This window comes from Parasphingorhabdus sp., from assembly GCF_036964565.1.
In the GTDB taxonomy this organism is placed as follows: domain Bacteria; phylum Pseudomonadota; class Alphaproteobacteria; order Sphingomonadales; family Sphingomonadaceae; genus Parasphingorhabdus.
Window position 1 is genome coordinate 356566 of sequence record NZ_JBALTN010000002.1, and the last position, 26917, is coordinate 383482.

General features: G+C 59.3%; 27 protein-coding genes and 2 tRNA genes. 15 read left to right on the forward strand and 14 right to left on the reverse strand.

From position 1 onward, the window contains the following. Positions 1 to 3 precede the first annotated feature (3 nt). The 3 genes from V7650_RS03750 to V7650_RS03760 are packed head-to-tail and all read right to left on the reverse strand — an operon-like array spanning position 4 to position 1309. A complete protein-coding gene (locus tag V7650_RS03750) occupies positions 4 to 324 on the reverse strand; it encodes a hypothetical protein (protein WP_335654892.1) in 321 nt (106 codons plus the stop codon). A 2-nt stretch (positions 325 to 326) separates the two neighbouring features. After that, positions 327 to 737, reverse strand: coding sequence for a phage holin family protein (locus tag V7650_RS03755; RefSeq protein WP_335654893.1), 411 nt, complete (start codon positions 735 to 737; stop codon positions 327 to 329). Positions 738 to 772: 35 nt separating this feature from the next. Further along, positions 773 to 1309 (reverse strand): hypothetical protein, encoded by a 537-nt coding sequence (locus tag V7650_RS03760; RefSeq protein ID WP_335654894.1) that lies wholly within the window; start codon positions 1307 to 1309, stop codon positions 773 to 775. A gap of 204 nt (positions 1310 to 1513) precedes the next feature. Here V7650_RS03760 and eno point away from each other — a divergent pair, with 204 nt between their 5' ends. The 4 genes from eno to V7650_RS03780 all read left to right on the forward strand — a co-directional run bounded on the left by eno (position 1514) and on the right by V7650_RS03780 (position 5818). Beyond that, entirely contained in the window at positions 1514 to 2788 is a 1275-nt protein-coding gene (gene eno / locus V7650_RS03765) for a phosphopyruvate hydratase (protein ID WP_335654895.1), read from the forward strand. Positions 2789 to 2887: 99 nt separating this feature from the next. Continuing rightward, on the forward strand, positions 2888 to 3199 hold the full coding sequence (locus V7650_RS03770; RefSeq protein WP_335654896.1) for an FtsB family cell division protein: 312 nt from the start codon (positions 2888 to 2890) through the stop codon (positions 3197 to 3199). Between the two features lie 79 nt (positions 3200 to 3278). Beyond that, complete coding sequence (pdhA, locus tag V7650_RS03775; protein WP_442955252.1) at positions 3279 to 4400, forward strand: pyruvate dehydrogenase (acetyl-transferring) E1 component subunit alpha; 1122 nt, start codon at positions 3279 to 3281, stop codon at positions 4398 to 4400. Further along, the gene (locus V7650_RS03780) at positions 4400 to 5818 is read left to right on the forward strand and encodes a pyruvate dehydrogenase complex E1 component subunit beta (protein ID WP_335654898.1); all 1419 of its coding nucleotides are present in this window, start codon (positions 4400 to 4402) and stop codon (positions 5816 to 5818) included. Before pdhA ends, V7650_RS03780 begins: the two co-directional genes overlap by 1 nt. 6 nt (positions 5819 to 5824) lie before the next feature. Here the strand turns inward: V7650_RS03780 and V7650_RS03785 are convergent, their stop codons facing one another. Genes V7650_RS03785 through V7650_RS03795 form a run of 3 tightly spaced genes read right to left on the reverse strand, consistent with a single transcriptional unit; the run spans position 5825 to position 9188 of the window. Further along, positions 5825 to 6529, reverse strand: coding sequence for a TadE/TadG family type IV pilus assembly protein (locus V7650_RS03785; protein WP_335654899.1), 705 nt, complete (start codon positions 6527 to 6529; stop codon positions 5825 to 5827). Continuing rightward, positions 6520 to 7128 (reverse strand): TadE/TadG family type IV pilus assembly protein, encoded by a 609-nt coding sequence (locus V7650_RS03790; protein WP_335654900.1) that lies wholly within the window; start codon positions 7126 to 7128, stop codon positions 6520 to 6522. The genes V7650_RS03785 and V7650_RS03790 overlap by 10 nt, the downstream gene beginning before the upstream one ends. Continuing rightward, positions 7128 to 9188: a TadE/TadG family type IV pilus assembly protein gene (locus V7650_RS03795; protein WP_335654901.1), complete on the reverse strand. Its 2061-nt coding sequence runs from the start codon at positions 9186 to 9188 to the stop codon at positions 7128 to 7130. Before V7650_RS03795 ends, V7650_RS03790 begins: the two co-directional genes overlap by 1 nt. A 130-nt stretch (positions 9189 to 9318) precedes the next feature. On the opposite strand from V7650_RS03795, the gene V7650_RS03800 reads away from it, so the two are divergent. Together V7650_RS03800 and V7650_RS03805 are read left to right on the forward strand one after the other, a co-directional pair. After that, entirely contained in the window at positions 9319 to 9990 is a 672-nt protein-coding gene (locus V7650_RS03800) for a squalene/phytoene synthase family protein (protein WP_335654902.1), read from the forward strand. A gap of 27 nt (positions 9991 to 10017) precedes the next feature. Further along, positions 10018 to 10485 (forward strand): hypothetical protein, encoded by a 468-nt coding sequence (locus V7650_RS03805; protein ID WP_335654903.1) that lies wholly within the window; start codon positions 10018 to 10020, stop codon positions 10483 to 10485. Positions 10486 to 10488: 3 nt separating this feature from the next. On the opposite strand, the gene trmFO is transcribed toward V7650_RS03805, so the two are convergent. Next, positions 10489 to 11841 carry a methylenetetrahydrofolate--tRNA-(uracil(54)-C(5))-methyltransferase (FADH(2)-oxidizing) TrmFO gene (gene trmFO, locus V7650_RS03810; RefSeq protein ID WP_335654904.1) on the reverse strand — a complete coding sequence of 451 codons (1353 nt, stop codon included), beginning with the start codon at positions 11839 to 11841 and terminating at the stop codon, positions 10489 to 10491. Between the two features lie 97 nt (positions 11842 to 11938). Here trmFO and V7650_RS03815 point away from each other — a divergent pair, with 97 nt between their 5' ends. Further along, complete coding sequence (locus tag V7650_RS03815; protein WP_335654905.1) at positions 11939 to 12619, forward strand: lysoplasmalogenase; 681 nt, start codon at positions 11939 to 11941, stop codon at positions 12617 to 12619. On the opposite strand, the gene V7650_RS03820 is transcribed toward V7650_RS03815, so the two are convergent. From V7650_RS03820 to yaaA, 4 genes are all read right to left on the reverse strand, one after another. Further along, on the reverse strand, positions 12610 to 13446 hold the full coding sequence (locus tag V7650_RS03820; RefSeq protein WP_335654906.1) for a TauD/TfdA dioxygenase family protein: 837 nt from the start codon (positions 13444 to 13446) through the stop codon (positions 12610 to 12612). The two genes, V7650_RS03815 and V7650_RS03820, sit on opposite strands and share 10 nt — an antisense overlap. 116 nt (positions 13447 to 13562) lie before the next feature. Then, positions 13563 to 16259 carry a DNA gyrase subunit A gene (gene gyrA, locus V7650_RS03825; RefSeq protein ID WP_442955257.1) on the reverse strand — a complete coding sequence of 899 codons (2697 nt, stop codon included), beginning with the start codon at positions 16257 to 16259 and terminating at the stop codon, positions 13563 to 13565. A gap of 169 nt (positions 16260 to 16428) precedes the next feature. After that, complete coding sequence (locus tag V7650_RS03830; protein ID WP_335654908.1) at positions 16429 to 17124, reverse strand: SDR family NAD(P)-dependent oxidoreductase; 696 nt, start codon at positions 17122 to 17124, stop codon at positions 16429 to 16431. Positions 17125 to 17129: 5 nt separating this feature from the next. Further along, positions 17130 to 17888 (reverse strand): peroxide stress protein YaaA, encoded by a 759-nt coding sequence (yaaA, locus tag V7650_RS03835; protein ID WP_335654909.1) that lies wholly within the window; start codon positions 17886 to 17888, stop codon positions 17130 to 17132. A 188-nt stretch (positions 17889 to 18076) separates the two neighbouring features. Between yaaA and V7650_RS03840 the strand changes: the two genes are divergently transcribed. After that, positions 18077 to 19378: a hypothetical protein gene (locus V7650_RS03840; protein WP_335654910.1), complete on the forward strand. Its 1302-nt coding sequence runs from the start codon at positions 18077 to 18079 to the stop codon at positions 19376 to 19378. 54 nt (positions 19379 to 19432) lie between these two features. On the opposite strand, the gene V7650_RS03845 is transcribed toward V7650_RS03840, so the two are convergent. Next, on the reverse strand, positions 19433 to 19906 hold the full coding sequence (locus V7650_RS03845; RefSeq protein WP_335654911.1) for an Lrp/AsnC family transcriptional regulator: 474 nt from the start codon (positions 19904 to 19906) through the stop codon (positions 19433 to 19435). Between the two features lie 179 nt (positions 19907 to 20085). Here V7650_RS03845 and V7650_RS03850 point away from each other — a divergent pair, with 179 nt between their 5' ends. From V7650_RS03850 to V7650_RS03870, 5 genes are all read left to right on the forward strand, one after another. Next, a complete protein-coding gene (locus V7650_RS03850) occupies positions 20086 to 21753 on the forward strand; it encodes a sensor histidine kinase (protein ID WP_335654912.1) in 1668 nt (555 codons plus the stop codon). A 151-nt stretch (positions 21754 to 21904) separates the two neighbouring features. Then, positions 21905 to 22822, forward strand: coding sequence for a polysaccharide deacetylase family protein (locus tag V7650_RS03855; RefSeq protein ID WP_335654913.1), 918 nt, complete (start codon positions 21905 to 21907; stop codon positions 22820 to 22822). Between the two features lie 109 nt (positions 22823 to 22931). Further along, a tRNA-Ile gene (locus V7650_RS03860) sits at positions 22932 to 23008 on the forward strand. A gap of 103 nt (positions 23009 to 23111) precedes the next feature. Then, positions 23112 to 23188: transfer RNA gene (locus tag V7650_RS03865), tRNA-Pro, on the forward strand. A 369-nt stretch (positions 23189 to 23557) separates the two neighbouring features. Beyond that, a complete protein-coding gene (locus V7650_RS03870) occupies positions 23558 to 24400 on the forward strand; it encodes a Crp/Fnr family transcriptional regulator (protein ID WP_335654914.1) in 843 nt (280 codons plus the stop codon). A 21-nt stretch (positions 24401 to 24421) separates the two neighbouring features. Here the strand turns inward: V7650_RS03870 and V7650_RS03875 are convergent, their stop codons facing one another. Both V7650_RS03875 and V7650_RS03880 read right to left on the reverse strand, forming a co-directional pair. Further along, a complete protein-coding gene (locus V7650_RS03875; RefSeq protein ID WP_335654915.1) occupies positions 24422 to 25504 on the reverse strand; it encodes a DNA topoisomerase IB in 1083 nt (360 codons plus the stop codon). Next, positions 25461 to 26084 (reverse strand): hypothetical protein, encoded by a 624-nt coding sequence (locus tag V7650_RS03880; protein WP_335654916.1) that lies wholly within the window; start codon positions 26082 to 26084, stop codon positions 25461 to 25463. The genes V7650_RS03875 and V7650_RS03880 overlap by 44 nt, the downstream gene beginning before the upstream one ends. Before the next feature lie 208 nt (positions 26085 to 26292). Here V7650_RS03880 and V7650_RS03885 point away from each other — a divergent pair, with 208 nt between their 5' ends. Both V7650_RS03885 and V7650_RS18185 read left to right on the forward strand, forming a co-directional pair. Next, on the forward strand, positions 26293 to 26568 hold the full coding sequence (locus V7650_RS03885) for a hypothetical protein (protein WP_335654917.1): 276 nt from the start codon (positions 26293 to 26295) through the stop codon (positions 26566 to 26568). Positions 26569 to 26601: 33 nt separating this feature from the next. Continuing rightward, positions 26602 to 26892 carry a DUF1328 domain-containing protein gene (locus V7650_RS18185; RefSeq protein ID WP_442955253.1) on the forward strand — a complete coding sequence of 97 codons (291 nt, stop codon included), beginning with the start codon at positions 26602 to 26604 and terminating at the stop codon, positions 26890 to 26892. The last annotated feature ends 25 nt before the right edge of the window (positions 26893 to 26917 follow it).

The following is a 26917-nucleotide window of genomic DNA, read 5'->3' on the forward strand; positions in this document are numbered from 1 at the left end:
CGTCTATTCCTCGGTTGGATGCGTCCCGGATTTCCTGCGATCGGCGATCAGCCTGGCAATTGGCCGCCGCATCGCGATCAGCGTCGCGGTTGCGGCCACGGTCGCACTCAGGGCGGGATTGGCCCGGATGCTTTGCACCGCGCCGGCTCCTGCCTTGCGCACGCCTTCGGCCGCCTTGTCTTTGGCTTCGGTCACCAGATTGGAGGGGCGCAGCCGCTCCTTCGTGGCGATCGTGTCGCGCTTCAGATTCTTGCGCGCCCGGTCGCGTTCCATGGCCAGATTGCGCAGGCTGAAGATATCGTCATTGTTGCTTGGCATCATCATTCTCATGCATCATGTTCGTCGAGCGGCAGTTTGCGCGCCCGCCTGGTCGCCATGCCCATCAGCACGGCGGCGATAAGCAGGGACGAGCCGGTCACGACGGCCGTGGCCGCGAGCGGTCCGAGATATTTCGCGAGGATCAGCAAGGTTCCCAAAATGAGGGCCACCAGGGCACCGGTTCCGAATATGATCGACATGCCGAACAGCAGCAAGACGCGCTTCGTGGCGACGAGGTTGACCGACAGCTTGGCGCGATAATATTCGGCCTCGGCAAGAGCGAGAATGCGCACATCCTCGATCAGCTCGGAAACCTGGGATGTCAGGGTCTTGGCGTCGGCGGATTGCCCCGCGGTTGCCGCGGAATCGTCGAGAAGGCTCTCTTCATCCAAATCCGGAATTTCCTTGTCCTGCAACATCCATCATCCGCCTGTCGGGTGGTACAACGCTACACTCATGCGTCGTTGTCATCCATCCCCGATTTGATCAGACGGGATAGCAGAAAACCGACCACGGCGGCAGCGCCGATCGCGACGGCCGGACTCTTGCGGACATAGCCGCGGGCGTCCTCGACCATTTCATCGATTTCCTTGGCGTTCAGCTTTTCCGCAAAGGAGGAGACCGCATCCGCCGCCGAACGGGCGTAATTGCCATATTTTTCGCCCACATTGTCGTCGATGGTGCGGGCGCTGTCCTCGATCATCTTGCTCAAATTCTCGATCGCATTGCCGGTGTGCTGCTTGCCCTGGTTTGCGGCGGAACGGGCCTTGGTCAGCGCGCGTTCCTTGAAATCGCCGCTGTTGGTGGTGTTCGTGGACGCCGCTCTGGTAGCGCCGCTTTTCAGAGGCGCGGCGCGCCGGGCTTTTGCCGTGCGGGTTTCGGATGTGTCCTTCGGGGAAGCTGTCTTCTTGGCTGGGGCCTTTTTCGCAGCCGGTTTCTTGGCCGGGGATTTTGTTGCTGTCTTGCCCGCTGGTTTCTTCTCTTCTGCCATGATCAACATTCCTTCCTGAATTGTCCCTTATAAACACCCGACAGACGGAAAGCGTTCCATTTGCGGTGATCTACCCTTGAAATGGTATCATATGCCATCGAATCAAGGGGTGTGGCGCGGATAAAAGCGGCGCAATGGATTGCCAGAAGACAGGCATGACGATAAGGCCGTGCGCATCATTTTTTCACTTCCGGAGCCATTTCCATGACCGCAATAATCGACCTCCATGCCCGCCAGATTCTGGACAGCCGGGGCAACCCGACGGTGGAGGTCGACATATTGCTGGAAGACGGCAGCTTCGGCCGCGCCGCGGTTCCTTCCGGGGCTTCGACGGGCGCCTATGAAGCGGTGGAATTGCGCGACGGCGACCAGGACAAATATCTCGGCAAGGGCGTGCTCAAGGCGATCGAAGCGGTCAACGGCGAGATCAAGGACGCGCTGACCGATCTGGATGCCGAGGACCAGGAAGAGCTGGATGCGGTGATGATCGCGCTGGACGGCACGGCCAACAAGAGCCGGCTGGGTGCCAACGCCATTCTCGGCGTCAGCCTGGCGGTAGCCAAGGCGGCTGCCGATGCCCGGGGCCTGCCGCTGTACCGCTATGTCGGCGGGGTGTCGGCGCATGTCCTGCCGGTGCCGATGATGAACATCATCAACGGCGGCGAGCATGCCGACAATCCGATCGATTTTCAGGAATTCATGGTGATGCCGGTCGGAGCGGACAGCCTGTCGGAAGCGGTTCGCTGGGGCTCGGAAATTTTTCACACGCTGAAAAAGGGCCTGTCGGAAAAGGGCCTTGCAACCGCCGTCGGCGATGAAGGCGGCTTTGCGCCCAATCTCGGGTCGACCCGCGAAGCGCTCGACTTCATCATGGCTTCGGTCGAGAAGGCCGGCTTCAAGGTGGGCGACGAGGTCGTCCTGGCGCTGGATTGCGCCGCCACCGAATTTTTCCGGGATGGGAAATATCATATTTCGGGCGAAGGCAAGGTGCTGAGCCCGGCGGAAATGTCCGACTATCTTGCCGGCCTGTGCCGCGACTATCCGATCAAGTCGATCGAGGACGGCATGTCGGAAGATGATTTCGAGGGCTGGAAGCTGATCACCGATGCGGTTGGCGACACCGTGCAGCTGGTCGGCGACGATCTGTTCGTCACCAATCCCGAACGGCTGTCGATGGGCATTGCGGACGGGCTGGCCAATTCGCTGCTGGTCAAGGTCAACCAGATCGGAACCCTTTCGGAAACGCTGGCAGCGGTGCGGATGGCGCATAATGCCTCTTATACTGCGGTGATGTCGCATCGCTCCGGAGAGACCGAAGATGCCACCATTGCCGATCTCGCCGTCGCCACCAATTGCGGTCAGATCAAGACCGGAAGCCTGGCGCGGTCGGACCGGCTGGCCAAATATAACCAGCTGATCCGGATCGAGGAAGAATTGGGCAGCGTCGCGCGCTATGCGGGGCGGTCCATATTCCGCTGACCCCGTTGCTCGCAATTGCGAGGCGGCTCGACGGGCTAAGTTCGAAATATTCGTGAAGTCACTTGCCAGCGAATCACTTTTCTGATTCAAGGCGAACATATGGCCCAGCGCGAAAAAATCACGGACCTTGCAAAGGCGGCTCTTGGCCCCGGATTCGCATTGATGTCTCTCTTGGCCATCGCAGGCTATGCGGTGCTTGGCCCCACCGGAGTTTTGGCCTGGGGCGACTATCAGGCGCAGCTGGAACTGCGGGGCGTGGAACTGGCCAAGCTGGAGAAAGAACGGGCCGCGCTGAAGAACCGGGTCGAGCTGCTCGACCCGAAGGGCGCTGATCCTGATCTGATCAGCGAATTGCTGCGCAAGAAGGTTAATGTCGTGCACCCCGACGAGATCATCGTACCACTGAAATAACATGTGATCGCTGGCGGGTCGGGTAAAAACCCCTTGGTTCGACGCGTCTAAGTGCTTGGGTAACGAAGCGGTTTTGGCTATGCTGCGTGTTCGTTGTAAAAAGGATTCCGCTCGCGTGGCAAAAGCTCCCCAGAAAACCGCCCCAGCCAAGAAACCGGCAGCGCCAAAGCGCGCGCCGGCCAAGTCCAAGCCGGCCGTGCATTCCACCGGTGGATTGAAGGCACCGATATACCGGGCAACCAAAGAAGAGATGCTGGAATTTTATGAGCAGATGCTGCTGATAAGGCGATTCGAGGAAAAGGCCGGGCAGCTTTACGGCCTCGGCCTGATCGGCGGATTTTGTCATCTCTATATTGGCCAAGAGGCGGTTGTCACCGGCCTGCAGTCGGCGATCAATCCCGGCAAGGACAGCGTCATCACCGGCTATCGCGATCATGGCCACATGCTGGCTTGCGGCATTGATCCGAACATCGTGATGGCGGAACTGACCGGTCGCGCCTCCGGTATCTCAAAGGGCAAGGGCGGCTCGATGCACATGTTCTCGGTCGAGCACGGCTTTTACGGCGGCCACGGGATCGTCGGCGCGCAGGTGTCGCTCGGGACGGGGCTCGCCTTCGCTCACAAGTACAAGGAAGATGGCGGCGTCTGTCTGGCCTATTTCGGTGATGGCGCGTCCAACCAGGGGCAGGTCTACGAAAGCTTCAACATGGCGGAGCTGTGGCAGTTGCCTGTCATTTTCATCATCGAGAACAATCAATATGCGATGGGCACGAGCGTCAACCGCTCTTCCGCCGAGGATCAGCTCTACCGGCGCGGCGAGAGTTTCCGCATCCCCGGCGTGCAGGTCGACGGGATGGATGTGCTGGCGGTTCGCGGTGCCGTCGAAGAGGTGCTGAAGGACGTGCGCGGCGGCGGCGGACCGGTGCTGATGGAACTCAAGACCTATCGCTATCGCGGCCATTCGATGTCTGATCCGGCCAAATATCGCAGCCGCGACGAGGTCCAGGACATGCGCGAGAAATCCGATCCGATCGAGCGGCTGAAAACGGCGCTGATGAAGAAGGGCGTGAAGGAAGAGGACCTGAAGGCGCTGGACAAGAAGGTCCGCAAGACGGTGACGGAAGCGGCGGACTTTGCCGAGGAATCGCCGGAACCCGAACTGTCCGAACTTTATACCAACGTCCTGGTGGAGCAATATTGATGGCAATCCAACTCAAGATGCCCGCGCTGTCGCCCACCATGGAAGTGGGCACCGTGGCCAAATGGCTGGTCAAGGAAGGCGATGAAGTTGCCTCCGGCGACATATTGGCCGAGATCGAAACGGACAAGGCGACGATGGAATTTGAAGCGGTGGACGAAGGCGTCATCACCAAAATTCTGGTCGAAGCGGGAACCGACGAGGTTGCGGTCGGCACCGTCATTGCCGAGATGGCCGGCGAAGATGAAGAGGCCGAGCCGGCGAAAGATGATGGCGATACGGATGCCGAGGCCGACGAGGATGGCGCACAGGAAGATGCGGCCGAAGAAAAGGACAAGGAAAAGACCACTCCGGAAATCATGCAGGACGCGCCCGCCGCGCCGGTTTCGAGAGCCAGTGATCCGTCCGTTCCGGATGGTACCGAAATGGTCTCGCTGTCGGTGCGTGAAGCCTTGCGCGATGCCATGGCAGAGGAAATGCGCAAGGACGAGAATGTCTTCGTCATGGGCGAGGAAGTCGCCGAATATCAGGGTGCATACAAGGTCACCCAGGGGCTGCTGGAGGAATTTGGCGGCAAGCGGGTGATCGATACGCCGATCACCGAGCATGGTTTTGCGGGTATCGGGGCTGGCGCGGCGATGGGCGGCCTGAAGCCGATTGTCGAATTCATGACCTTCAACTTTGCGATGCAGGCGATCGACCAGATCATCAATTCGGCGGCGAAGACCAATTACATGTCCGGTGGCCAGATGCGCTGCCCGATCGTGTTTCGCGGTCCCAACGGCGCGGCCTCGCGGGTGGGTGCGCAGCACAGCCAGAATTACGGCCCCTGGTATGCGTCGGTTCCGGGTCTGATCGTGATCGCCCCTTATGATGCCGCGGATGCCAAGGGGCTGCTGAAAGCAGCGATCCAGTCGCCGGACCCGGTCGTCTTTCTGGAAAACGAACTGCTCTACGGCCGGTCCTTTGATGTCCCCGAACTGGAGGATTATACGCTGCCGATCGGCAAGGCACGGATTGTCCGGGAAGGCGCCGATGTCACCATTGTCAGCTATTCGATCGGCGTCGGTCTTGCGCTGGAAGCGGCAGACCGTCTTGACGGCGAGGGCATAGAGGCCGAAGTCATTGACCTGCGGACACTGCGTCCGCTGGATACGGAAACGGTCCTGAAGAGCCTGGCGAAAACCCATCGCATGGTGGTCGCCGAGGAAGGCTGGCCGACCTGTTCGATTTCGAGCGAAATCATCGCGCTGTGCATGGAGCACGGCTTCGATGATCTGGACGCGCCGGTCACGCGGGTGACGAACGAGGACGTGCCCTTGCCTTATGCCGCGAATCTTGAAAAGGCAGCGCTGATCGACAGCGCACGGATTATCGAGGCGGTGAAGAAGGTCTGTTACATAGAGGACAGCGAAGGCTGACCGCCGCTAGCTTATTCCGCTATATGTGTTGCAGCTGGACACGGGGTCGCTGCCTGTCCGGTTATAGATTTGGCTGAGATCGCGCCGGTCGCGGACGTTGAAGGCGGCGCGGGTGGTGATGGTGCGCGTCTTCGTAAAGGTCCGCGCGATCAGGGGCTGATAGTCGTAGGAAATCTCCACGAAGATCACCGCCTGATTGGCGGGAGCCGTAACCCGGGCACCCACCGGGCCCATCCCGGTTACGGGACGGGACGGAGAATTCACGCCCGCCGTTCCATAGCTTGACACATGCGTCTTCTTGCCCTTGCAGCGCTGCCAGTTGATATATTGGCCGCCATCGCTGTGCCGTTCGAGACTGCTGATGATGACCCGGCCATGCTCGAATATGTCGACATAGTCACCGGCCTGCAGATCGGCGCCGATAAACAGGTCGTTGATGTCGCTTTCGTAGATTTTCTTTTGCGTCAGAAGGGCACCTTCGCCGATGCGGGCCGCATTGTCGGCAGCATGCATGGAAATCTGGTTCACCCGCATTCTGACCATCGCAATATTTGCGACTTCCGCGCCATACATGCCGACGCCGAGCAGCAGCGGCAGCGCATAGGCAAATTCGATGAGAGCCAGTCCGCTGGTATTGACGGCAATGGCCGCCAAGGTGCGCTTGAGAAAATGGCGTTTCTTTTTGCCGTCAGGATGTTTGATCAGGTACAATTTTTTACCCCTCCGCGTGGAGACTGCTCGCCGAACGGCTGGTTCCGGAGGACCGTACTGGCCTGGATGCTCTCGTTCTCCGGCAGTCCGATCAGGCCCGCCATCGGGAACATCCGAGGATAGCTGACCTCGACCGTGTACAGCACCGCATCCTTGGCGTTGCCCTGTCCGGTCGTGCCCCGGTCATCATCCCAGCTGTCATTACCGTTGAGATCGTCATAGGGTTCGCCGTTGTTGCATTCACCGTCATTGTTGGTGTCGGTAAAATCCTCGGGCTTCGAGACGTCCGAAAAATTGGTGTAATTCTGACGCTTGAAGTCAAAATTCGATATCGGCTCCGGTTGCAATATGGGCAGCATCAGGTTCTTGACCCGATCGTCAATAGCGCTGGCGTTGGCGGAGCCGTCGTCGAGGCTGGCATCGCGAGCCGCCTTTTGCACGGAACCCTGGAGAATGGCCGTCGCGTAGATGCGATGCCCGATATCCATCATGCCCATGATCAAAAGGATGAGCACAGGGGCAACAAAGGCGAATTCCACGAGCGCGGCGCCGCTGTCATCCCGTTTGAGATTGCGAAATCTGGCCAGAAGTCCCTGCATCAGTTCGTCAGTCTCAGTTGCGAGATGTCGTTGGCGATGGTGCGGAAATTCTCCAGTAGCTGTGCACTGTTGCTGGCATTGTAGAATTTGCCGGAGGTCGCACAATTTTGCAGGTTGGTAATCGCGCTGCTGCTGACGCCGTTGCCAAAGGATACCACCCACAGGGTGATGTTCTGGTTCTTGATCGCGCTGCACATCGCCAGGAATCGGCTGTTGACCTGCGATGAGAGATCGCTGTCCGAGGGTGCGCTGCTCGAAGAGGTCCTGCGGCGATCGTACCATTCTACGCCATAGGAGGTATATTGCAGATTGTCGGTGACGGTGTCGCCATCGGTCATGAAGATCAGGTGGCGGTCAATGGCTCCGCCATTGTCAGTCGCCGCATTCTCGGACGCGAATATGCCGGTGGGGGAGAGTAGTCGGGCTCCCCAGATCAGACCGATATCATGATAGGTGCTGCCGATGGCGTCCAACCCGTCCAGATAGCTGTCAAATTCACTTGGTGTGTCCCACCGTTGCAGCTTGCGCGCTTCTGATGCACAAAAATAGCTGAAGTATTTTGTCAGGTTGCTGGCGGTCGAAACCGTGGCGGTCGTCCGGTTGCCGCTCGAATTATAGCGGTCCCAGACCGCCTCGTTGAGCAGTGGGCCCCATTGCGTAGCGGGGTCAGCTGACGTTGCCAGCCGATCAATGTCAAGGTCGTAGGCGGCCGCCGGGATCGGGCTGAAATTATTGGTTCTGACGGTCTGCCGCTCTTCGATGCAGCCGTCCCAGGGAACCCCGGTATCGAGGCCCTGGTTCCCGATCGGCAAGTCGATCGAATTGTTCCAGTTCGATCCGCCGGCTTTCAGCGAACTGACGTCGAAGGTGATCGGCTTGTAGTCATAATGGGAAAAGACCTGTTGCTGTTCGTATACCGGCGAATTGACTTGCCGATATTCCCGCCGTTCGGTCAGCCCCCGTGTCCGGAGGCGGATGCGGCAACGGTCCTGCCAGGAACTATAATCAGTACTGTAATCATATCGCGTTCCGTCGACATTCGTATACCATCGGGTGATCTGATAATCTCCCGAGTTCCAGCTTGTTTCGCCGTAGCGCGACCCTTCGGATCCCGACATATCATCATAATCATCAGGCTGAAGATTGTTACAATCTGTACTGTTGCGTACATTATAATGGGTATCAACGGTCGAGGTGCCGCTCCAGCTACCATCATAATAATAGGTGGTTGCGTAGACGTAGGGCGTGCCCGGGGTGTAGTCGACGACCACATTTTCCAGCCGGGTAACGGCTTCGCGCGACTGATAGGTCCAGTTGTCCGCAATAAAATCATTCGGCAGGAGCTTTCCGACGTTCACGTTGGTGCTGTAGGGCACGAAGCCGAAGCGGAGATGAGCGGTGTTGGCGCTGCCCGCGGCGGGCGTCGAACCGCAATCTTCACCGCTGTTCCTTTTCGCCAGCGTTTCGTAGAAGCATTTTACCGCCGAGCGCAGGCCCTTGATGCGGGCGTTGGAGGCCTCGACATTGCCGTTGTTGCCGCAGTAGGACGAACCCGTATCGGGGCAATTCATCGATCCGGTGGTATCTAGGACGAACATCACATCGGTGTTGGGGATGCTCATCGAGGCGTCGCATTCGACGCTGATGCTTTTCGTGCCAAAGCCGAACATCTGCATCACGGCCATGTCCAGCTTGACCGTTGCGGTGCCCGAGACGGTGCCTGCATTTTCGCTAAAGGCATGGCTGCCGTTGTAGGAGCCGTAGGCATCGGTGTCGAAATTGGCGCGGAACATGTTGTTGGCTGCGGTATTGGCGGCGTTGCTGTTGGCCGTCCAGCTGCCGCTGGCCATTTGCCGACGCCCGGCCAGCGCACCGGCATCGCAGGCCTGCTGCAAGCGCGTCTGCACCAGATAGATCCGGCTGACATCCACGCCGCCGCCGATCATCGCGGAAAGCGGAACAAGTGCCATGCCGGCCATGGCCAGCGTGTTGCCGGCGGTATTGGCGCGCAAATCCTGCAAAAATGACTTTGCCGACTTCCCTTTTATTCTGCCAAGCATGCGCTCTGGCCCCCTGATAAACCCAATTTCAAGGGCCAGTTACGGGTAAAAGGGTTAGTGGCGGGGCAACAGCTTTGGTTAAGAGGAAGTTTACCTTGATTTTGCCCGCAAAACTGGCGACCGCACCGGCATGACAGATGGATTGCCAGAGCTGGAGCCGCTGCAGCATTTGATTGCCGCTTATGCGAGGCCTGCCGATCGGCCGCGCTATGCCCTGCTTTTCGCGATCGATCAGCGACTGGCCGATATTGTCCGCTCAACAACGGAAATATTGATAGGACAGATGCGGTTAACGTGGTGGCGGGACATCTTAACCAAGCCAGCGGCGGAACGGCCGGCCGGCGAACCGCTGGTCGCGCAGGTCAACGAACTTGAACAGGCGGGCCTCAGTCTCGAGCCCCTCGTCGATCTGGTGGACGGTTGGGAAGTGATGCTGGGCGATTTTCCCTGGCAACAGCGGGAGTTTGATCATTATGCGCAAAGCCGCGGTTGCGGAAGTTTTGCATTTGGCCTGTCGGGTGACCGCGAACTGGACGAGGGGCAGGCCGAATATGCCCGGGCGTGGGCGCTGTGGGACTTTGCCCGGCATTGTTCCGACAAGTCCATGCGCGATTCGGCGTTTGAGCGCTGCGCCACGATCGTGCGGGCACAGGCAGCCCCGAATTTTGACAGAAGCGGCCGACCGCTCGCAATCCTCTGCCGGCTGATGATCCGGGATGTTAGGAGAGGCGAACTGACTGCGGATCTTTATCGCCCGGCCAGCGCTGCGCGTATCATCTGGCACGGGATCACGGGACATTAGGCAGTCACTGATCCGCGGATTTTGCCTATGAAAAAATTTGCCGCTGGAGCCGCCGGGATATTGCTTCTGCTGACCGCAGGCCTGTTCCTGTGGATCGGCGCACAGGGGCAGGATGTGCCGATCCCCGTCGCGCCGCCCCCGCCAGAGCCCGCCGCGGCCGACAGTCTGCCGCAGGTCGATCCGGATCCGGACATCGTCGGTCCGGCCCCGCCGACACCGCCAAAGGCTTACAAGGCCTCCCGCGAGGAACTGCGCTTCAACCGCTATGACCGCAATCGCGACGAGATCGTGACCCGGCTGGAGATGATGAGCAGCCGCACGGGCTCCTTCCGGAAACTGGACAAGGACGGCAACAATCTGCTGACCTTCGAGGAATGGGCGGTGGCGACCAGCGAGAAATTTGCCGGAGCCGACGGCGACAGGAATGGCCAGCTGACCCGTACCGAATTTCGCACCACCCGGCCGAAGCGGACGGCACCGCGCTGCAAATGCTAGAACTCAGGCGAGCTGCAGGCCCTTGGCCGAAAGGGGATGGAGCCATCCGGCAAAATCCGCGCGGGCGCGGGCGGTATAGGCTTCCTTGCGTTCCTTCTTCTTGACGCGTTGCTCGAAGGGCGGGAACAGGCCGAAATTGACGTTCATCGGCTGATAGTCGCGGGCATCGGCGCCGCCGGTGATATGCGACAGCAGCGCGCCGAATGCCGTGGTTTGCGGGGGCAGGGTGAAGGGCTCGCCGCGCAGTTCCGCCGCGACCATCCGGCCGACCATCAGGCCGACCGCAGAACTTTCGACATAGCCTTCACAGCCGGTGATCTGGCCGGCAAAGCGGATATGCGGTGCCTTTTTCAGACGCAGCTCCCGGTCGAGCAATTTCGGGGCGTTGATGAAGGTGTTGCGATGGAGTCCGCCCATGCGCGCGAATTCGGCCTTTTCGAGGCCGGGAATGGTTTTCAGAAGATCGGCCTGCGCGCCATATTTCAGCTTGGTCTGGAAGCCGACCATGTTCCACAAGGTGCCGAGCGCATTGTCCTGCCGCAGCTGGACCACGGCATAGGCGCTTTCGCCGGTATGGGCGTTGGTCAGGCCGACCGGCTTCATCGGACCGAAGCGCAGGGTTTCGGGGCCGCGCGAGGCCATCACCTCGATCGGCATGCAGCCTTCGAAATAGGGCGTGTCCTTTTCCCACTGCTTGAAGTCGGTCTTCTCGCCTTCGAGCAGGCCCTGGATGAAGGCTTCATACTGGTCGCGGGTCATCGGGCAGTTGATATAGTCCTTGCCGTCGCCTTCCGGTCCGACCTTGTCCCAGCGCGACTGCATCCAGGCGATGTCCATGTTGATGCTGTCCTTGTAGACGATCGGCGCAATCGCGTCGAAAAAGGCCAGCGAATCCTCGCCGGTGGCGGCGCCGATGCTTTCGGCGAGAGTCATCGCCGTGAGGGGACCGGTGGCGACGATCGTCAGTCCGCTTTCCGGCAGCTGGTCGACCCGTTCACGGACGAGCTCGATATTGGGATGTTCGCTGAGTCGCTTCGTCACCGCTGCCGAAAAATGGTCGCGGTCGACCGCCAGCGCCGATCCGGCCGGGAGGCGATTCTTGTCGCCTTCGCCGATGATGATGGAATTGAGGTCGCGCATTTCCTGGTGGAGCAGCCCAACGGCATTTTTCTCGGCGTCGTCGGAGCGGAAGCTGTTCGAGCAGACCAGCTCGGCCAAGCCGTCGGTCTGGTGGGCGGGAGTCATTTCTCCGCTGCCGCGCATTTCGGAAAGGCGCACCTTTACGCCCTGTTCCGCCAGTTGCCAGGCCGCTTCCGATCCGGCGAGTCCGCCGCCTATGATATGTACATCTGTCATGGGCGCCTTAGTGTTGTGGTAAGACCTCAATGTCAATCTGGCAGTCGCGCCGGTTGCATGATACAGGCGATTCGGTACAGGGGACCATGATATTCCGATGAAAAGCGCCTTTGCCGAATCCCGGCCGTTTCTGATGCTCAGCCTGTTGTTCGGGATCAGCTATTTCTTTGTCAACGACAGCAATATCCCGGGCACGTACCTGATCGCCTGGAAAGGCGCCGGCGTCGGTTTTCTCGTGATTTATGCGCTGGTCCGGCTGCACCGGATCGACGGCAAGATTGTCGGCGCGATCATGGCGCTCGGGGCGATCGGCGACATGGCCCTGGAAATCGACATGATCGCCGGGGCCGCAGCGTTCATGCTCGGCCATGTGCTGGCGATCCTTTTCTATTCCCGCTTTCGCCGCCACAAGCTGGGGTTCAGCCAGAAAATTTTCGCAATCATATTGGTTCCGCTGGCGGTGCTGATCGCCTGGGCGTTGCCCTCCGACCGGACCCAGGCCGTGATGATCGGATTCTATTGCCTGTCGGTGGCGCTGATGGCGGCCATGGCATGGACCAGCCGGTTTTCGCGCTACCAGGTCGGCGCGGGGGCGATCCTGTTCCTGGTGTCGGACCTGCTGATCTTTGCCCGTATGGGTCCGCTGGAAACCAGCGTTATTCCGGATCTGCTGGTCTGGCCGCTATATTATTTCGGCCAGTTCATGATCGCGACCGGCATCGTCCGGACGTTGCGCCACGAAATGGCTGCGGACAGCGCCGACCCGGTTCACGTCTGATAGGCGGCAATCGTCGTCCGGTGGAGCAGCCGGTCGTGGCCATCATAGCCACCGGTCGCGCGGTGCAGCACCGAACGATTGTCCCACATCACCAGCATGTCCGGCTGCCACCGGTGGCGATAGACAAACTCCTCACGGCTCTGCCAGGCGTATAGCTGCTGGAGCAGGGGCAGGGCCTCGGCCGGCTCCATGCCTTCAAAGCCGATGATATAGCCGAGACAGCTGAACAGCCCTAGGCGGCCGGTCTCCGGATGTTCGCGTACCAACGGATGGGTCTGAGTGGCGCGTGCGGATTCATCGGGGCGGATCGCCATGCTGCGGCCCTCGTCCTTCTCGCCATAGGCTCCGTCCGGGGCGTAGGCCATCCGGGCGCTGTGGATCGCGGTCAGGCCCTCAATTTGTTCGCGCATTTCTGTCGGCATGGCGTCCAGCGCCTTGTGCTGGTCGGCGAACAGCGTGTCGCCGCCGACCGGCGGGATGGTGATGCCGAACAGGCAGGTGCCGGCGGGAGGCTGTGCCTGAAAGCTCCAGTCGCTGTGCCAGTTTTCGGCAAATAAAGGGGATTTCTCGTTGGCATCGCGGCGGATCGCGGCGATATGCGTGCGGCCCTCGATCGGATCGAAGAACGGATCAAGGCCGAAGCCGCCGAAATATTGAGTGAACCGCTCGAGATCATCGTCGGTCATCGCCTGGTCCGCGAAGGACAGCACATGATGCTCGAGCCAGGCGGAGCGGATCGCGGAAACACTTTCTTCAGAAAGCGGCCTGGTGAGGTCAACGCCGGTCACCTCTGCTCCGCAAGCTTGCGGCGATGGCGTGACTTTCATTGGTTTTCCCCTCGATATCATTCCGTTCGTGCTGAGCTTGTCGAAGCACTATCAACTCATGTGCAGCTTATGCTCTTGAGATGTCCTTCGACAGGCTCAGGACGAACGGTGTTAGGCTAATTGTTGGTATCGTCTGACTCCTCCGGCTCATCCGGCACCGCAACATCGCCATCAGAAAGGCCCTGTTCGACCATTTCCTCGACCACCGCTTCTTCCGCCTCGTTTTCCGGTTCCTCTTCCTCGTCAATCTTTGCAGCGCCGACGACCTGTTCGCCCTTGGCGACATCGAACAGGCGGACACCGGAGCTGTTGCGGCCGATGACCCGCATGTCCGCGACCTTCATGCGGATCAGCTTGGCCTGGTCGGTGACCAGCATGACCTGCTCGTCGTCGGTGGCGCGGAAGCTGGCGACAACGGTGCCGTTGCGCTTGATATTGTCGATATTGAGAATGCCCTGGCCGCCGCGTCCGGACTGGCGATATTCATAGGCGCTGGACCGCTTGCCATAGCCGTTGGCACAGACGGTGAGGATGAAGTCCTCGGTTTCACTGAATTCGGCCATCCGTTCGGGGGACAGTTCGGGTGCGTTCTCGTTGTCCTTCCAGGGAGCAGCTTTGAGATATTGGTCGCGTTCCTCGGTCGAGGCTTCGAAGCCGCGGAGTACCGAGAGGGAAATGACCTCGTCGTCGCCCTTGAGCGAAATGCCGCGAACACCGGTCGAGGTGCGGCTCTGGAAGGAACGGACGGCGTCGCCGGCAAAGCGGATCGCCTTGCCGTTCTTTGTCGCCAGCAGGACGTCGTCATTGTCGGTGAGCAGTTCGACGCCGATCAAGCGGTCATCGCTGCCCTCGTCGAATTTCATCGCGAACTTGCCGTTCGACGGCACGTTGGTGAAGCTGTCCATGCTGTTGCGCCGGACGCCGCCTCGGGCGGTGGCGAACATGACGTGCAGATCGGCCCATTCCCGTTCGTCTTCCGGCAGCGGCAGCACGGTGGAAATCGTCTCGCCGTCGGCCAGCGGGAGCAGGTTGACCATCGGGCGACCCTTGGTCTGCGGCCCGCCTTCGGGCAGCTTCCAGACCTTGAGACGATAGACCTTGCCATGGGTGGAGAAGAACAGGACCGGCGTGTGGGTGGAGGTCACGAACAGTTCGGTGATTGCATCCTCGTCCTTGGTCGCCATGCCGGCGCGGCCCTTGCCGCCGCGGCGCTGGGCGCGGAAGGTGTCAAGCGGGGTGCGTTTGATATAGCCGGCGTGAGTGACGGTGACGACCATTTCGGACCGTTCCATCAGGTCTTCGTCTTCGAGGCCGTCCCAGGCGGCGGTAATTTCGGAGAGGCGCGGCGTCGCAAATTCGTCGCGCACTTCCTCGAGTTCTTCGCGCATCACTTCGTAGAGCTTGGCGCGGTCGGCCAGGATCGCGAGATATTCCTCGATCGCCGCGGCCAGTTCCTTCAGCTCGTCGGCGATCTCCTCGCGGCCGAGCGCCGTCAGCTTCTGCAGCCGCAGGTCGAGAATCGCCTTCACCTGGACGGCGGACAGCTTGTAGCTGTCGCCCTCGATGTCGGTTTCCATTGCTTCGACCAGCCGGATGTAGGGGGCGATTTCGGCGATCGGCCATTCGCGCCGCAGCAGGGATTCGCGGGCTTCTGCAGGCGTCGACGAGGCCCGGATGATGCGGACAACTTCGTCCATATTGGTGACCGCAACCACCAGGCCGAGCAAGATATGCGCCCGTTCGCGTGCCTTGTTGAGCTCGAATTTGGTGCGGCGGGTGATCACCTCCTCGCGGAACTTGACGAAGGCTTCGATGATGTCGCGGAGGTTCAGGACCTCCGGGCGGCCACCGCGGATGGCCAGCATATTGGCAGGAAAGCTCGACTGGGCCGGGGTGAAGCGCCAGATCTGGTTGAGCACGACATCGGCGGTAGCGTCGCGTTTCAGCTCTATGACGACGCGGACACCGGCGCGGCTGGATTCGTCGCGAATGTCGGAAACGCCCTCGATCCGCTTGTCCTTCGCGGCTTCGGCGATCTTCTCGACCAGGCCGGACTTGCCGACCTGAAACGGAATCGAGGTGAGCACGATCGAGCGCTTGTCGCCGCGGCCTTCCTCGATGACATGGCGGGCCCGCATCATGATCGAGCCGCGGCCGTCCTTGTAGGCGGCGCGGGCACCGGACTGGCCGAGGATCAGCGGCGCGGTGGGAAAGTCCGGTCCGGGAACGATCTCGATCAGTTCGTCGATGGTGATGCCGGGATCTTCGATATAAGCCAGGCTTGCGTTGATCACCTCGCCGAGATTGTGCGGCGGGATGTTGGTGGCCATGCCGACCGCGATGCCGCCGGCACCGTTGACCAGCAGGTTGGGGAAGCGGGCGGGCAGGACATTGGGTTCCTGGCGGCTGCCGTCATAATTGGGGATGAAATCGACCGTGTCCTTGTCGAGATCGTTGAGCAGGAAATTGGACACCTTGTTGAGGCGCGCCTCGGTGTAGCGCATCGATGCCGGCATGTCCGGATCCATCGAGCCGAAATTGCCCTGGCCGTCGATCAGCGGGACCCGCATCGACCAGTCCTGGGTCATGCGGGCGAGGGCCATGTAGATCGCGCTGTCGCCATGCGGGTGATAGTTGCCCATCACGTCGCCGACGATCTTGGCGCATTTGCGATAGGGACGGCCAGCGACCATGCCGCCTTCCTGGGCGGCGAACAGGATGCGGCGATGAACCGGCTTCAGGCCGTCGCGCACGTCGGGCAATGCCCGGCTGACGATGACCGACATGGCATAGTCCATGTAGCTGGTTTTCATCTCGTCGACGATGTCGATCGGTTCGATATTGGACGGCGACGGTGGAGAGGTTTGTTCGTTCACAAACGGGCCTTTTTCATGGGTTTTTTCTTGTCGTTTCTTCTAGGGGAAGGGGCCGGCAAAAGCCAGCCTTTCGGGCCAGTTTTACATTATTATTACAGCGCCGGAATCAGGGCTGGATTTCGGTTCCGTCCCAGGCGAAAATCCTGCCGCTCTGCGCGGGTTCCAGCCGCTCGAGCACATCCAGCAGTTGGCGCGCCGCGCGACTGGAATCAAACAGCTTTCCGGGCGGAACATTAGTCTGGAATGGCTCGCTCAGGGCCGTGTCTACGGTGCCCGGGTGGAGCGCAAGAATGACCGACCGGTCATTCTTGCGCGACCACTCGATCGCCAGATTGCGGATCATCATGTTGAGCGCCGCCTTGGACGCGCGATAGCCGTACCAGCCGCCCAGCCGGTTGTCGGAAATGCTGCCGACACGGGCCGACAGAACGACGAATCTGCTGATATCGGAACGGTTCATGAGCGGGAGAAAATGCTTGGCGATCAGCGTCGGGCCGACCGCGTTGACCTGATAATTTTGCAGGAGCCAGTCGGCATCCAGCTGGCGCATGCTTTTTTCCGGACCGCTGCTGTCATCGTGCAGCAGGCCGGTCGCGACAAATAGCAGCGAAGGCGATATGGCATTGGCTCTGGTCCAGTCCGCCGCTTCCCGGATGCTGGCTTCCGATGTCAGGTCGATGGATACCGGGCTGATGCCGGAACGGGAAAAGCGGATGATATTGTCAAAGCGCTTGTCCGCTTCCAATGCGTCGGCCACCGCCGATCCGATGCCGCCAGTTGCGCCGAAGATGACAGCGGACATGCCCGTCATGAACGAAGGAAGTGCAGGCTGCTATCCGTGCTGCCTACGCTGTCGAACCGGTAGCCGTCATAATCGAAGCCTTTCAGCATTTCCGGATCGGTCAGATGGTTCTCGCAGATATAGCGCGCCATCATGCCGCGTGCGCGCTTGGCCTCGAAGCTGATGAATTTCGGCCCGTCGGGGCCGTCCTTGCGGAAATCGACCTCGATGATCCGGGCGGGTAGCTTTGCCACATGCGGTTTGACCGAGGCCCAATATTCGTTGCTCGCGAGATTGACCAGAACATCGCTGCCGGTCTGCTCGAGATCTGCTGCCAGCGCCCTGGCGATCTTGTCCTTCCAGAAATCGGTCAGCCTGCTGTAGCGCGGCGCCCATTTCGTCCCCATTTCCAGGCGGTGCGGGCGGATCGGGTCGAGCGGCCGGAGCAGGCCGTAGAGACCCGACAGGATGCGCAGATGATCCTGGGCGAAGGTCATCGCTTCCTTATCGATGCTTTGCGCCTCGAAACCGGTATAGACATCGCCATTATAGGCATAGATCGCCGGCCGTTCCGGCTGGTCGAAAAATTCGGCGTAGCGCCCCCGGTTGAGAGCGATCAGATTGTCTGACACAGGCATGATTGCCTTCAGTTTCCTGACGGTGAGATTTCCAATCGCCTTGGCGAGCCGCTCGGTCTCGTCGGGAAACCGGCTTTCGGATGGCCGGAGTTCGGGGACGGGGGAATCGAAATCCAGCGATTTGGCGGGAGAAATTACTGCAAGCACGCGATTTTTACCTCATTATACTGCGGGGAATGGCCGATGGGGCAGCCGCACCGCGACCGTTCAACCTCTATTCAGCGGATTATCTCTAGAAAAGAGATCAAAGCTTGGTAATAGGGCCAAGAGTGTGTGGTGCAACCATATTCCGGGAAACCTGTTTTCCCCTTATAATAATCATCCGGAGGATATTCATGCGTTTTTTATCTCACCTTTCGATGGCTGTCGCGCTGGCGGCCGCAGGCACGTTTGCGGTAACCGCTTTGCCGCAGGACGCTCATGCAGCGAAGAAGAAGAAAGAAAAGGAATCCGAAGTCAAGATCAGCAAGGAAGTGCGGCCGAAAGTGGCTGCCATCCAGGCTGCCATGGCGACGGAGACACCGGCCACCGCCAAGCCGCTGGTTGAGTCCCTGCTCACCGAGACCCTGGCGCCCGATGATCTGTTCGTGGCCGGTCAACTTGCCATCCAGCTCGGCGGAACCCTTAAGGACACAGCGCTGCAGGAAAAGGGCATTCTCGCCTCGCTCCGCAGCGGACGGACCGGCGCAGAGCAGCTGCCCGGGTTCAACTTTTTCGCCGGCAATTTCGCCTATGGCGACGAGCGCTGGGCCGATGCGGCCCAATATTTCCAGACAGCCTATGACCTGGGCTATCGCGCGAACAATATCGAGCCCCTGCTGGCCGAGACCTATTTCAAGCGGAACATGTATGCCGAAGGCTTGGCAAAGTGGGACGAGATCATGAAAAATGCCAATGCGTCGTCGACCAAGGCGCCGGAATCCTGGTATCGTCTGGCGCGCGATCGCGCCCTGGCGAGCAAGGACAAGAATCTATACGCTGCCTGGTCGACGAAATGGGCTGGGGCCTACCCGTCGGGCGACTCCTGGGGGGACGCCGTGGCGGCGAACCGTGTTACCTCGCAAGCCGACAGCACCCAAAATCTTGAAGTGTTGCGTTTCATGAAGGCGACGGATTCGCTCAAGACCACGCGCGACTACAAGGAATATGCCGAAGAGGCGCAGCGGAAGAACCTGTTCGGCGAAGTCGTTGCTGTTCTCGAGGACGGCAAGAAAAAGGGCGTCATTAGCGAACCCAGTCCGCTGGTTTCCGAAATACTGAAGCCGGCCCAGAGCCAGGTTTCTTCTGACAAGGCTTCCTTGCCGGCACAGCCATCGGCGGTCAAAGGCTCCGGAAGCAGCTCGGTGATGATGAATTTCGCCGACGTTTGGTTGGGGTACAAGGGCTACGACAAGGCCGTGGCCTTCTACGAGGCAGGTTTGGCCAAGCCGGGAGCGGACATGGATCGCGGTTATATCGGAATCGGCACAGCGCACGCCTATGCGGGTGACATGGCCCAAGCGAAGCAGGCCTTTGCGAAAGTTTCGGGCGTACGCGCGCCGCTCGCTTCGATGTGGACGACATGGATCGATCAGCAGTCTGCACCGGCAACCGCTACAGCAGAGCCTGCGGCGACCACGGAAGAGCCTGCCACCTGATCAGGAACGGACGTACAATTGAAAATGCAGGAAGGGCGCCATCGGCGCCCTTTCTTATTCCTGAATAGGCACACCCGGCAAATGCTTGGCCGACCGGATCGTGAGCGATGTCTTCACGCTGGCGACATTGGGGGCGGCGGTCAGCTGGCTCGTCAAGAAGCTTTGAAATTGCTGAAGGTCCCTGGCGACGACCTTGAGGATAAAATCGATTTCGCCGTTAAGCATATAGCATTCGCGGACTTCGGGTAATTTTTGCACATGCTCTTCGAAGGCCTGCAGATCCGCCTCGGCCTGGCTCTTCAGGCTGACCATGGCGAAAACCGTGATGGTATATCCCATTTTCGCCGGATTGATGGCAGCATGATAGGAGTTGATCACCCCTTCATCTTCGAGCGCCCGCATCCGCCGGAGGCAGGGTGGAGCAGTCAATCCCACGCTGTTGGCGAGTTCGACGTTGGTAATCCGCCCGTCATCCTGCAAGCGCTGCAGGATTTTCAGGTCGATTTCGTCTAGGTTGGTATCAGCCATGGCAATGTAATATCCGTTCGCGAATCATTATATCGTTATAATATAATAAGTCGGCCAAGCAATGCTATCTCCTTTGTCCCACATTGTGACGAGACATTTTCCCCGCTTTCAGTTGTCACCGGAAAGGGTTATCACCCGATTAACAATTGGATAGACCAATTATTCTCGGGACCTGAATATTGCGCTTCGATGACCGTCTGACAACCGTGCTCAAGGGGAGCCTGCCAGAAGGCAAGGGCGCAGCCACGCAATGGCGGCAGGTCGTCGATCTGTTGGCGCAAAAACCCGGCGACCTCGGCAACCACGACGTGCAGGCCGGTCTCATGCGCCTGCGGGATCTGCACGACCGGGTGCCCGAAACAGAGCGGGTGGCGGCGGTCCAGTCGCTGAATGGACGGCTGCGGTCCGCACCTTTGCTCGTATATCTGACCGCTGATACGGATGCGGTCTGCGATGCGGCAATATCCGCCGCAGACTTAAGCGCGGACATCTGTGCCGATGCGTTCCCGAGATTATCGCCTCGGGCGCAAAATAGGTTACAGGCGAAGGGGTTTGCCCTTCCGGATACCGAGGAGGCCGAGCCGATGCCGAAAATCGGCTCGCGCGCATTGCCTTCCGAACCGCCAGATACAGCGGAACCGTCGATCGAGCTCCCGGCCGAACAGCCCGCCTCGTCCGAAGAAACTGTGGCAGAATCCCAGATCAGCGCGCTGGTCGAAAAGATCGCGGACTATCAGAAAAATCGCCCGGCAGACACCAGACGGGAAGCCAGCCGCGAGGACGGCGACCGGAGCTTCTTTGTCGAATCGCTAGAGACCATTCGCTTCGAAACCGACGAAACCGGCACGGTCAACTGGACCGAAGGACCACCAAGGGGGGCAATAGTGGGTGTGTCTATAGCCCAGCCCGCCTTTGATGATGGTCCAGGCCCTGACGCTTATGGCGCAGCGGCCTTTCGCCAGCGGATGCCGATGGAAAATGCGCGGATGCGGCTTTGCGGCGCCGCCATTGTCGCCGGTGCATGGCGGATGAGCGCGATTCCCTATTTCAGCGAGGAGACGGGACGGTTCGAGGGGTATCGCGGCATCATGCGCCGCCCCAACATGGCCGAGGATGCCGCCCACAGTGGCATCGACGTTCAGCGCCGCGAGCAGCTGCAGCAACTGATCCATGAGCTGCGCACGCCCTTGAACGCGGTGATCGGTTTCAGCGAGATTATCGAGCAACAGCTGTTTGGCCCGGCTTCCTATGAATATCGCTCCTTGGCGCGCAATATCATGGACGAGGCGCGCCGGTTGCTGGCGGGTTTCGAGGATCTCGACATTGCCGTGAAGGTTGATTCGGGTCAGCTGCCGGAATCGAACGGGACAACCAAGGCCGACTGGCTGTTCGAGCGGATGATGCAGCGGTTGCAGGGCCTGACTCAGAGCAACGTGGTGGAGTTGAACATCAGCAAGGCGGAGCCGGTTCGGCCATTCGCACTCGACGGCGAATCCGTCGAACGGATCTTTGCCCGGCTGCTGTCGGCGGCGATTATTTCCTGCGAGAAGGGCGAGACGCTGAAGGGCGAATTGCGTACCCGCATAGGGGTGCAGCCCGCCAACCGCTTTATATTGTCCCGGCCATCACGGACGAAGGGCATTGATGAAACTGTCCTGCTCGATCCATCCCAGGGAATTGACGGAGAAGGGGGCGAATCGTCATTGCTAGGACTTGGTTTCTCGCTCCGCCTGGTGCGAAATCTGGCCCAGGCTGCCGGCGGTTCGCTGACGATAAGCCCCGAAAACATTGCCTTGACCCTTCCTGCGGCCGCGACTAGCAAAATCGTCATCCGGGAATCGGAATAGGCGATCGGTTCCGGGGCCCGGTCTTCGGGAGAATGCCCGGACAACGGAGGCTACCGAGATTTCTGCACAACACTCCAAGCCGATTCAATCGCCAAGACCCGAACGCAAGGTTCGCTGGCCGGAACGGTTCGGCAAGCGGTTCCTGCTGTCGGTGGACACCGAAGAGGAATTTGACTGGAACGCGCCTTTCCAGCGCAGCGGTCACACGACCATTTCTGTTCACAAACTGGTACGGTTTCAGCAGTTCGTCGAGAAATACGGAATAAGCCCGGCCTATTTTGTCGACTATTCTATTATCGACAATGACGAGGCTGCTGCGTTTCTGCGTTCCGTTGCCGAAAACGGCACCGCCGAAGTCGGGGTTCATCTTCATCCCTGGATCAATCCGCCATTTGATGAACAGGTCAATGTCTACAACAGTTTCGCGGGAAACCTGCCCAGAGAACTGGAAGAGGCAAAGCTGGTGGGGTTGCGGGATGCGATCCGCGAGAAAACTGGCTTCAATCCAACGATCTACCGCGCCGGCCGATACGGGATCGGGCCGCATACGATCGATATTCTCCGCAAGCACGGGTTCGTGATGGACAGCAGCATCCGCCCGCGGTTTGACTATAGCGGGCAAGGGGGGCCGGATTTTCTAGCGCTGGATTCCGAGCCGTTCTGGTGGGATGACGACAAGGCGCTGGTCGAAATACCCCTGACCACGGTCTATTCCGGCCTTCTTCGGAAGCAACCGGGGCTGCCGGCTCGAATCATGAACAGGTCACCCTTGGCGAATGCGCTGTTGTCCCGAAGCAAGATGCTCGAACGCATCCCGCTGACCCCGGAAGGGGTGTCCGCGCGCGAGACGAAGGAGGCGATCGATGTGGCGCTGGACGACGATTTGCGCTTGCTGGTTTTTTCTTTCCACTCTCCCTCGCTGGCTGCCGGTCATACGCCCTACGTCCAGACGAAGGACGATCTCGACCATTTTTACGATTGGTGGCGCGAGGTTCTGGACCATCTGGCGGTCCGCAACGTGAAGCCGATCGCTGTGCCCGAATTGGTGGCCGCAACGAAAGGCGGATAGCCGATCTTGCGCCCAGCCGGTGAAAATTGATGATCGTTCTTGCCAAAGCGCAACGGCTTCCGCTATCGGACCATCGTAATGAGATCTGCCTGAACAAAGCTGCTCATGCGGGCCTGTAGCTCAGTTGGTTAGAGCTGGCCGCTCATAACGGCTAGGTCGGGGGTTCGAGTCCCTCCGGGCCCACCATTTTCTTCCAGCACAAGAAATATCCTGTCTTTTCGCGGCAGTGAAAAGAAGCATGAAAAACCCTTTGCTTTTAGCATAAGCACAGCCTAGGGGAGGCGCGCGTCGGGGAGTGGCGCAGCCTGGTAGCGCACCTGTTTTGGGTACAGGGGGTCGCAAGTTCGAATCTTGTCTCCCCGACCATTTTACATTTTCGGTTTTTCTACGGATACCGGAAGGGACCTCGCAAACATATTGTGACCCATCCCACTACGGACGGAGCGCCGTCCACTGGCCGCGCATCAAATGTCTAAAGGGACCGTAATGCGGGCCCTGCGAAACTCGACGTTTACCTCCGTGATGGCCTGATCAAGCGCTTTGCTTTTTTCTCTCGCGCGATCATCCGATCCTTCGCGATGACGCGATGAAGTGGCTTCTCGCCTGCCGTCATCGGTAATGCATGACGATCGACAAGCGCGTCCTCGCCCCGTCAAAAATGTTGCCATTCTGCGAAAAACTGACTGAATTTGAACAAAAATTTTCAAAATTAACATTAAGCAATTGTGGCAGGGAGTGAATGTAGTAGCTGAATATTCCTGTTCGATTTTATGGTTCACCCACTGTGTTCCGGACTGTCAATTCCCTCTTGAGACGAAGAGAGCTTTAGCCCCAATGAGCAGCAGCTGCCTTGCAGAACATTTTGGAAATTATATTGCGCTGACCGATGGCGAAACGGCGGTGCTCGAAGATATTGAAAGCACCCCAGAGAATTTGAGCGTCGATACGATAATCACGGATCAGGATGAACGGACCAATGATCTTTTTATTGTCCGGAGCGGACACTTGATATCCTATCGCTATTACGGCAATGGCGAGCGCCAGATCATACAGATTTACTTTCCCGGAGACATTATTGGCACCGCCTCGCTCGCTACCGGCAATGCGACATCGGTGGTGCGGGCAATCACGGATGTCAGCCTGTGCCGTTTGCCCAGGGAGCGGCTGGGGGTGATCTTTCAGGAGCAGCCGCGTCTGGCCGCGCTCCTGTTTGCGCTGAGCGGCCTCAACAACCTTGATCTCGTCGATCGCCTATGTGCCAACGGGCATACGAACGGAAAAGGGAGGCTGGCACATCTGTTTCTGTCGCTCCTTACCCGCGTCAGGCTGGGCAGTGACCAGAACAAGATGGCGATCCTCTTGCCCCTTACCCAGATCGATTATTCGGACGTGGCAGGGCTTTCCCATATTCATGTCAATCGCCTGATAAAGGAAATGACGGCCAGCGGATTGATCAGCGTGACTCGAAACCGGGTCGAAATTAATGACGAGACCGGTCTGAGCGAACTGACGCAGTTCGAAAACCGGTTCGAGCGAATCGATTCCAGCTGGTTTCCTGTCGCTTCGGATGCGGCCTAGCCAATATTCGTCGCCAACCGGCTATTCAACCGTCAAAGGCTTGCCTGGCTTCTGACCGGCGGCCCATGACATCAAGCCGGCAAAACGGTTTTCGGCGATGCGCAGGCCATTTATTCGCGCGTTGGCTTTATCCAGAATCAGGGCCCGCTCGTCTGCCGCAAGTTCGGTCAGGGCGAGCACTTCCGGATGAATATAGCTTTTCCGACATATGGCGGGCGTGTTGCGCAGAACCTTCGCGCCCGCTTCACACGCTATTTTGATCGTCGGCTTCTCGCTCTGTCGGATCGCTTCCATCGCGGCGACACTTCCGTGCCATGTGCGAAACATCTTGGCGCTCACGCTATCCAAACCGGAAACCTGTTTGAGCCACTCGTTCACATCGCCGCTGTTGAGCGAATGCACTTCGCCGTCGATACCGATGTACTGGAACAGCCGTTTCCCCGGAAGATCGTCGATGACTTCGAGTATTTTTTGCAGGCGCGTATCCCTGAGGCTGCATTGGACACGCTTGCCGCCCTTGGCCCGATACCGCAGCCTCAACTGGCCGTCTTCGTACCGGACGTTTTTCATATCGAGCGTGGTGGCTCCCTTGCTTGCCTTGGACCTGCCGCCGATGCGAATGGCGGTGCCATCAATGAGCCGCACCAGAGCGGCTATGGCGACTTCCTTGCCGAAGATATTGGCTTTGCCCCTGGTGTTGAGCAAAGCCCCGACCCTGCGCCTGATCCGGGGCAATACCCGAGCAAATTCCGCGAGCTGATCAAATTTCTGCTGATCCCGGAACATTCGCCAATCATCATGATAGCGATATTGCTTCCGTGAGGCACTGTCCATTCCTGTGGCCTGGATGTGACCATTGGCTCGCGCGCAGATCCAGACGTCGGTATAGGCGGGCGGCAGGCCCAACCTGATTACGCGCGCCCGTTCGGCGCCGTCGGTCAGCACCGTTTTGTCGGGGAGAATATACTGAAATCCCTTGCCGCGCCTGACCCGCGAGATGCCCGGTTCCTGGTCAGACACATATATCAGTTTGGCGATGGTGGGGCGAACCGCCTGCTTGCTAGGCAACGTCAAAATAATCTTCCTCGTGCAGCCATTCCGCATAGCTCGCAACCAGCGGCCTCTGCTCGGGGCAGGGCAGTTCGCCGAGTTTTCTCACGGCGGCATCCAGTCGTTCCGGCAACCCGTCCGGATCACCGAACGCCTCGAGACAGAAACTGGTCCAGATTTGCTGCCCGCGTTCCGGTTGGACTTCGCTCAATTCGATCTGGCAACCGGACGACCCGGTTTCTCCATCGGAGAGGATCTGGCCCTGTTTGTCCAGATACGCCAGCCAGCGGGTCTTGGCGATCGTTAGCTGTGGGCCCGGGTCCAGGGACGATCTGCCAAGAACATGTTTCACCCAGATTTCGCATCGTTCCTCACCGGCGAATGGCGCTGCCATCGACTGCTGTTGAACGAGCGACTTTATCTCGATTTTGCCCCCGTCCCGTCGTTTCAGATTGAGAGATCCGGTGTCGGTGGGAAGGTAGATATCAGCCCGCTCGCTTGCTTGAGCGAGCGGAATGCCCTTTTCTTCGAGCCATGCACGCAGGATGGCGGTCTGCCGGTTTGGCCACCAGAAGCGGAGTTCTGCGGTCAGCGATTGCGCGGCGCGACTAGTTTCCGACAATGGAGCCGCCATCGCCGTGAAGCGCCTGTTGCAACCGGCCGCTTGCGGCATCGCTCACGGGAAACCGCGATTGATTTTCTTCGATACTCATCAACTATATCCTCTTCTCTGCGTAAACGCCGGAGTGCGGCGCAGGTTGCGCGGCTGCGAAAATCAATCGGCGGCAGGAACCGGCGGCTCTTCCGGGGGTTGATCGTCGAGCACCAAGGAGGAGCTTGCGATGACCAAGGAACGTGAAACGGAAAATGACGAAGAGGGCAAGCCCGGCTATTTGGCTTATGACACACCGGTGGATATCATCCGGGATGATACGCTGGATCAGGAGCAAAAAAGAACGCTGCTCGAAAGCTGGAAGATGGACCTAGATAGCCGCCTCTATGCCGAATCCGAAGGAATGAGCAGCTCTGAGCCGATCTCTGCTTCGCAGGAAGCGCATCTGGCCGAGCAGGAAAGTCTGCTCAGCCAGATCATCGAATTGCTGGATCCGCCACAATAGGTCGGGGGAGGGTCGCGCGAGAAGGAAATTCGTGTGATCACCGAAGAGCAGCAGGCGAAATACTTTCGCGCCGGCTGTTTCTTCTTCGCCCAGAGAATCGCCTCGCAACCAATTTCGATGCAGGGCGTTCAGTCAAATATCTCGCTAAGGAGTTTATCCATGTTACGTTACGCTATCATTTTCCTTGTCATCGCCATCATCGCTGCCGCTCTTGGCTTTGGCGGAATCGCCGGGGCTTCGGCCGGGATTGCCAAGATCGTCTTCTACATATTCCTGGCGTTGCTTGCGGTCAGTCTGGTTTCACATCTTTTGCGCAAGACGTGACGCGCGCGGTTCGGGTAGCTGACTG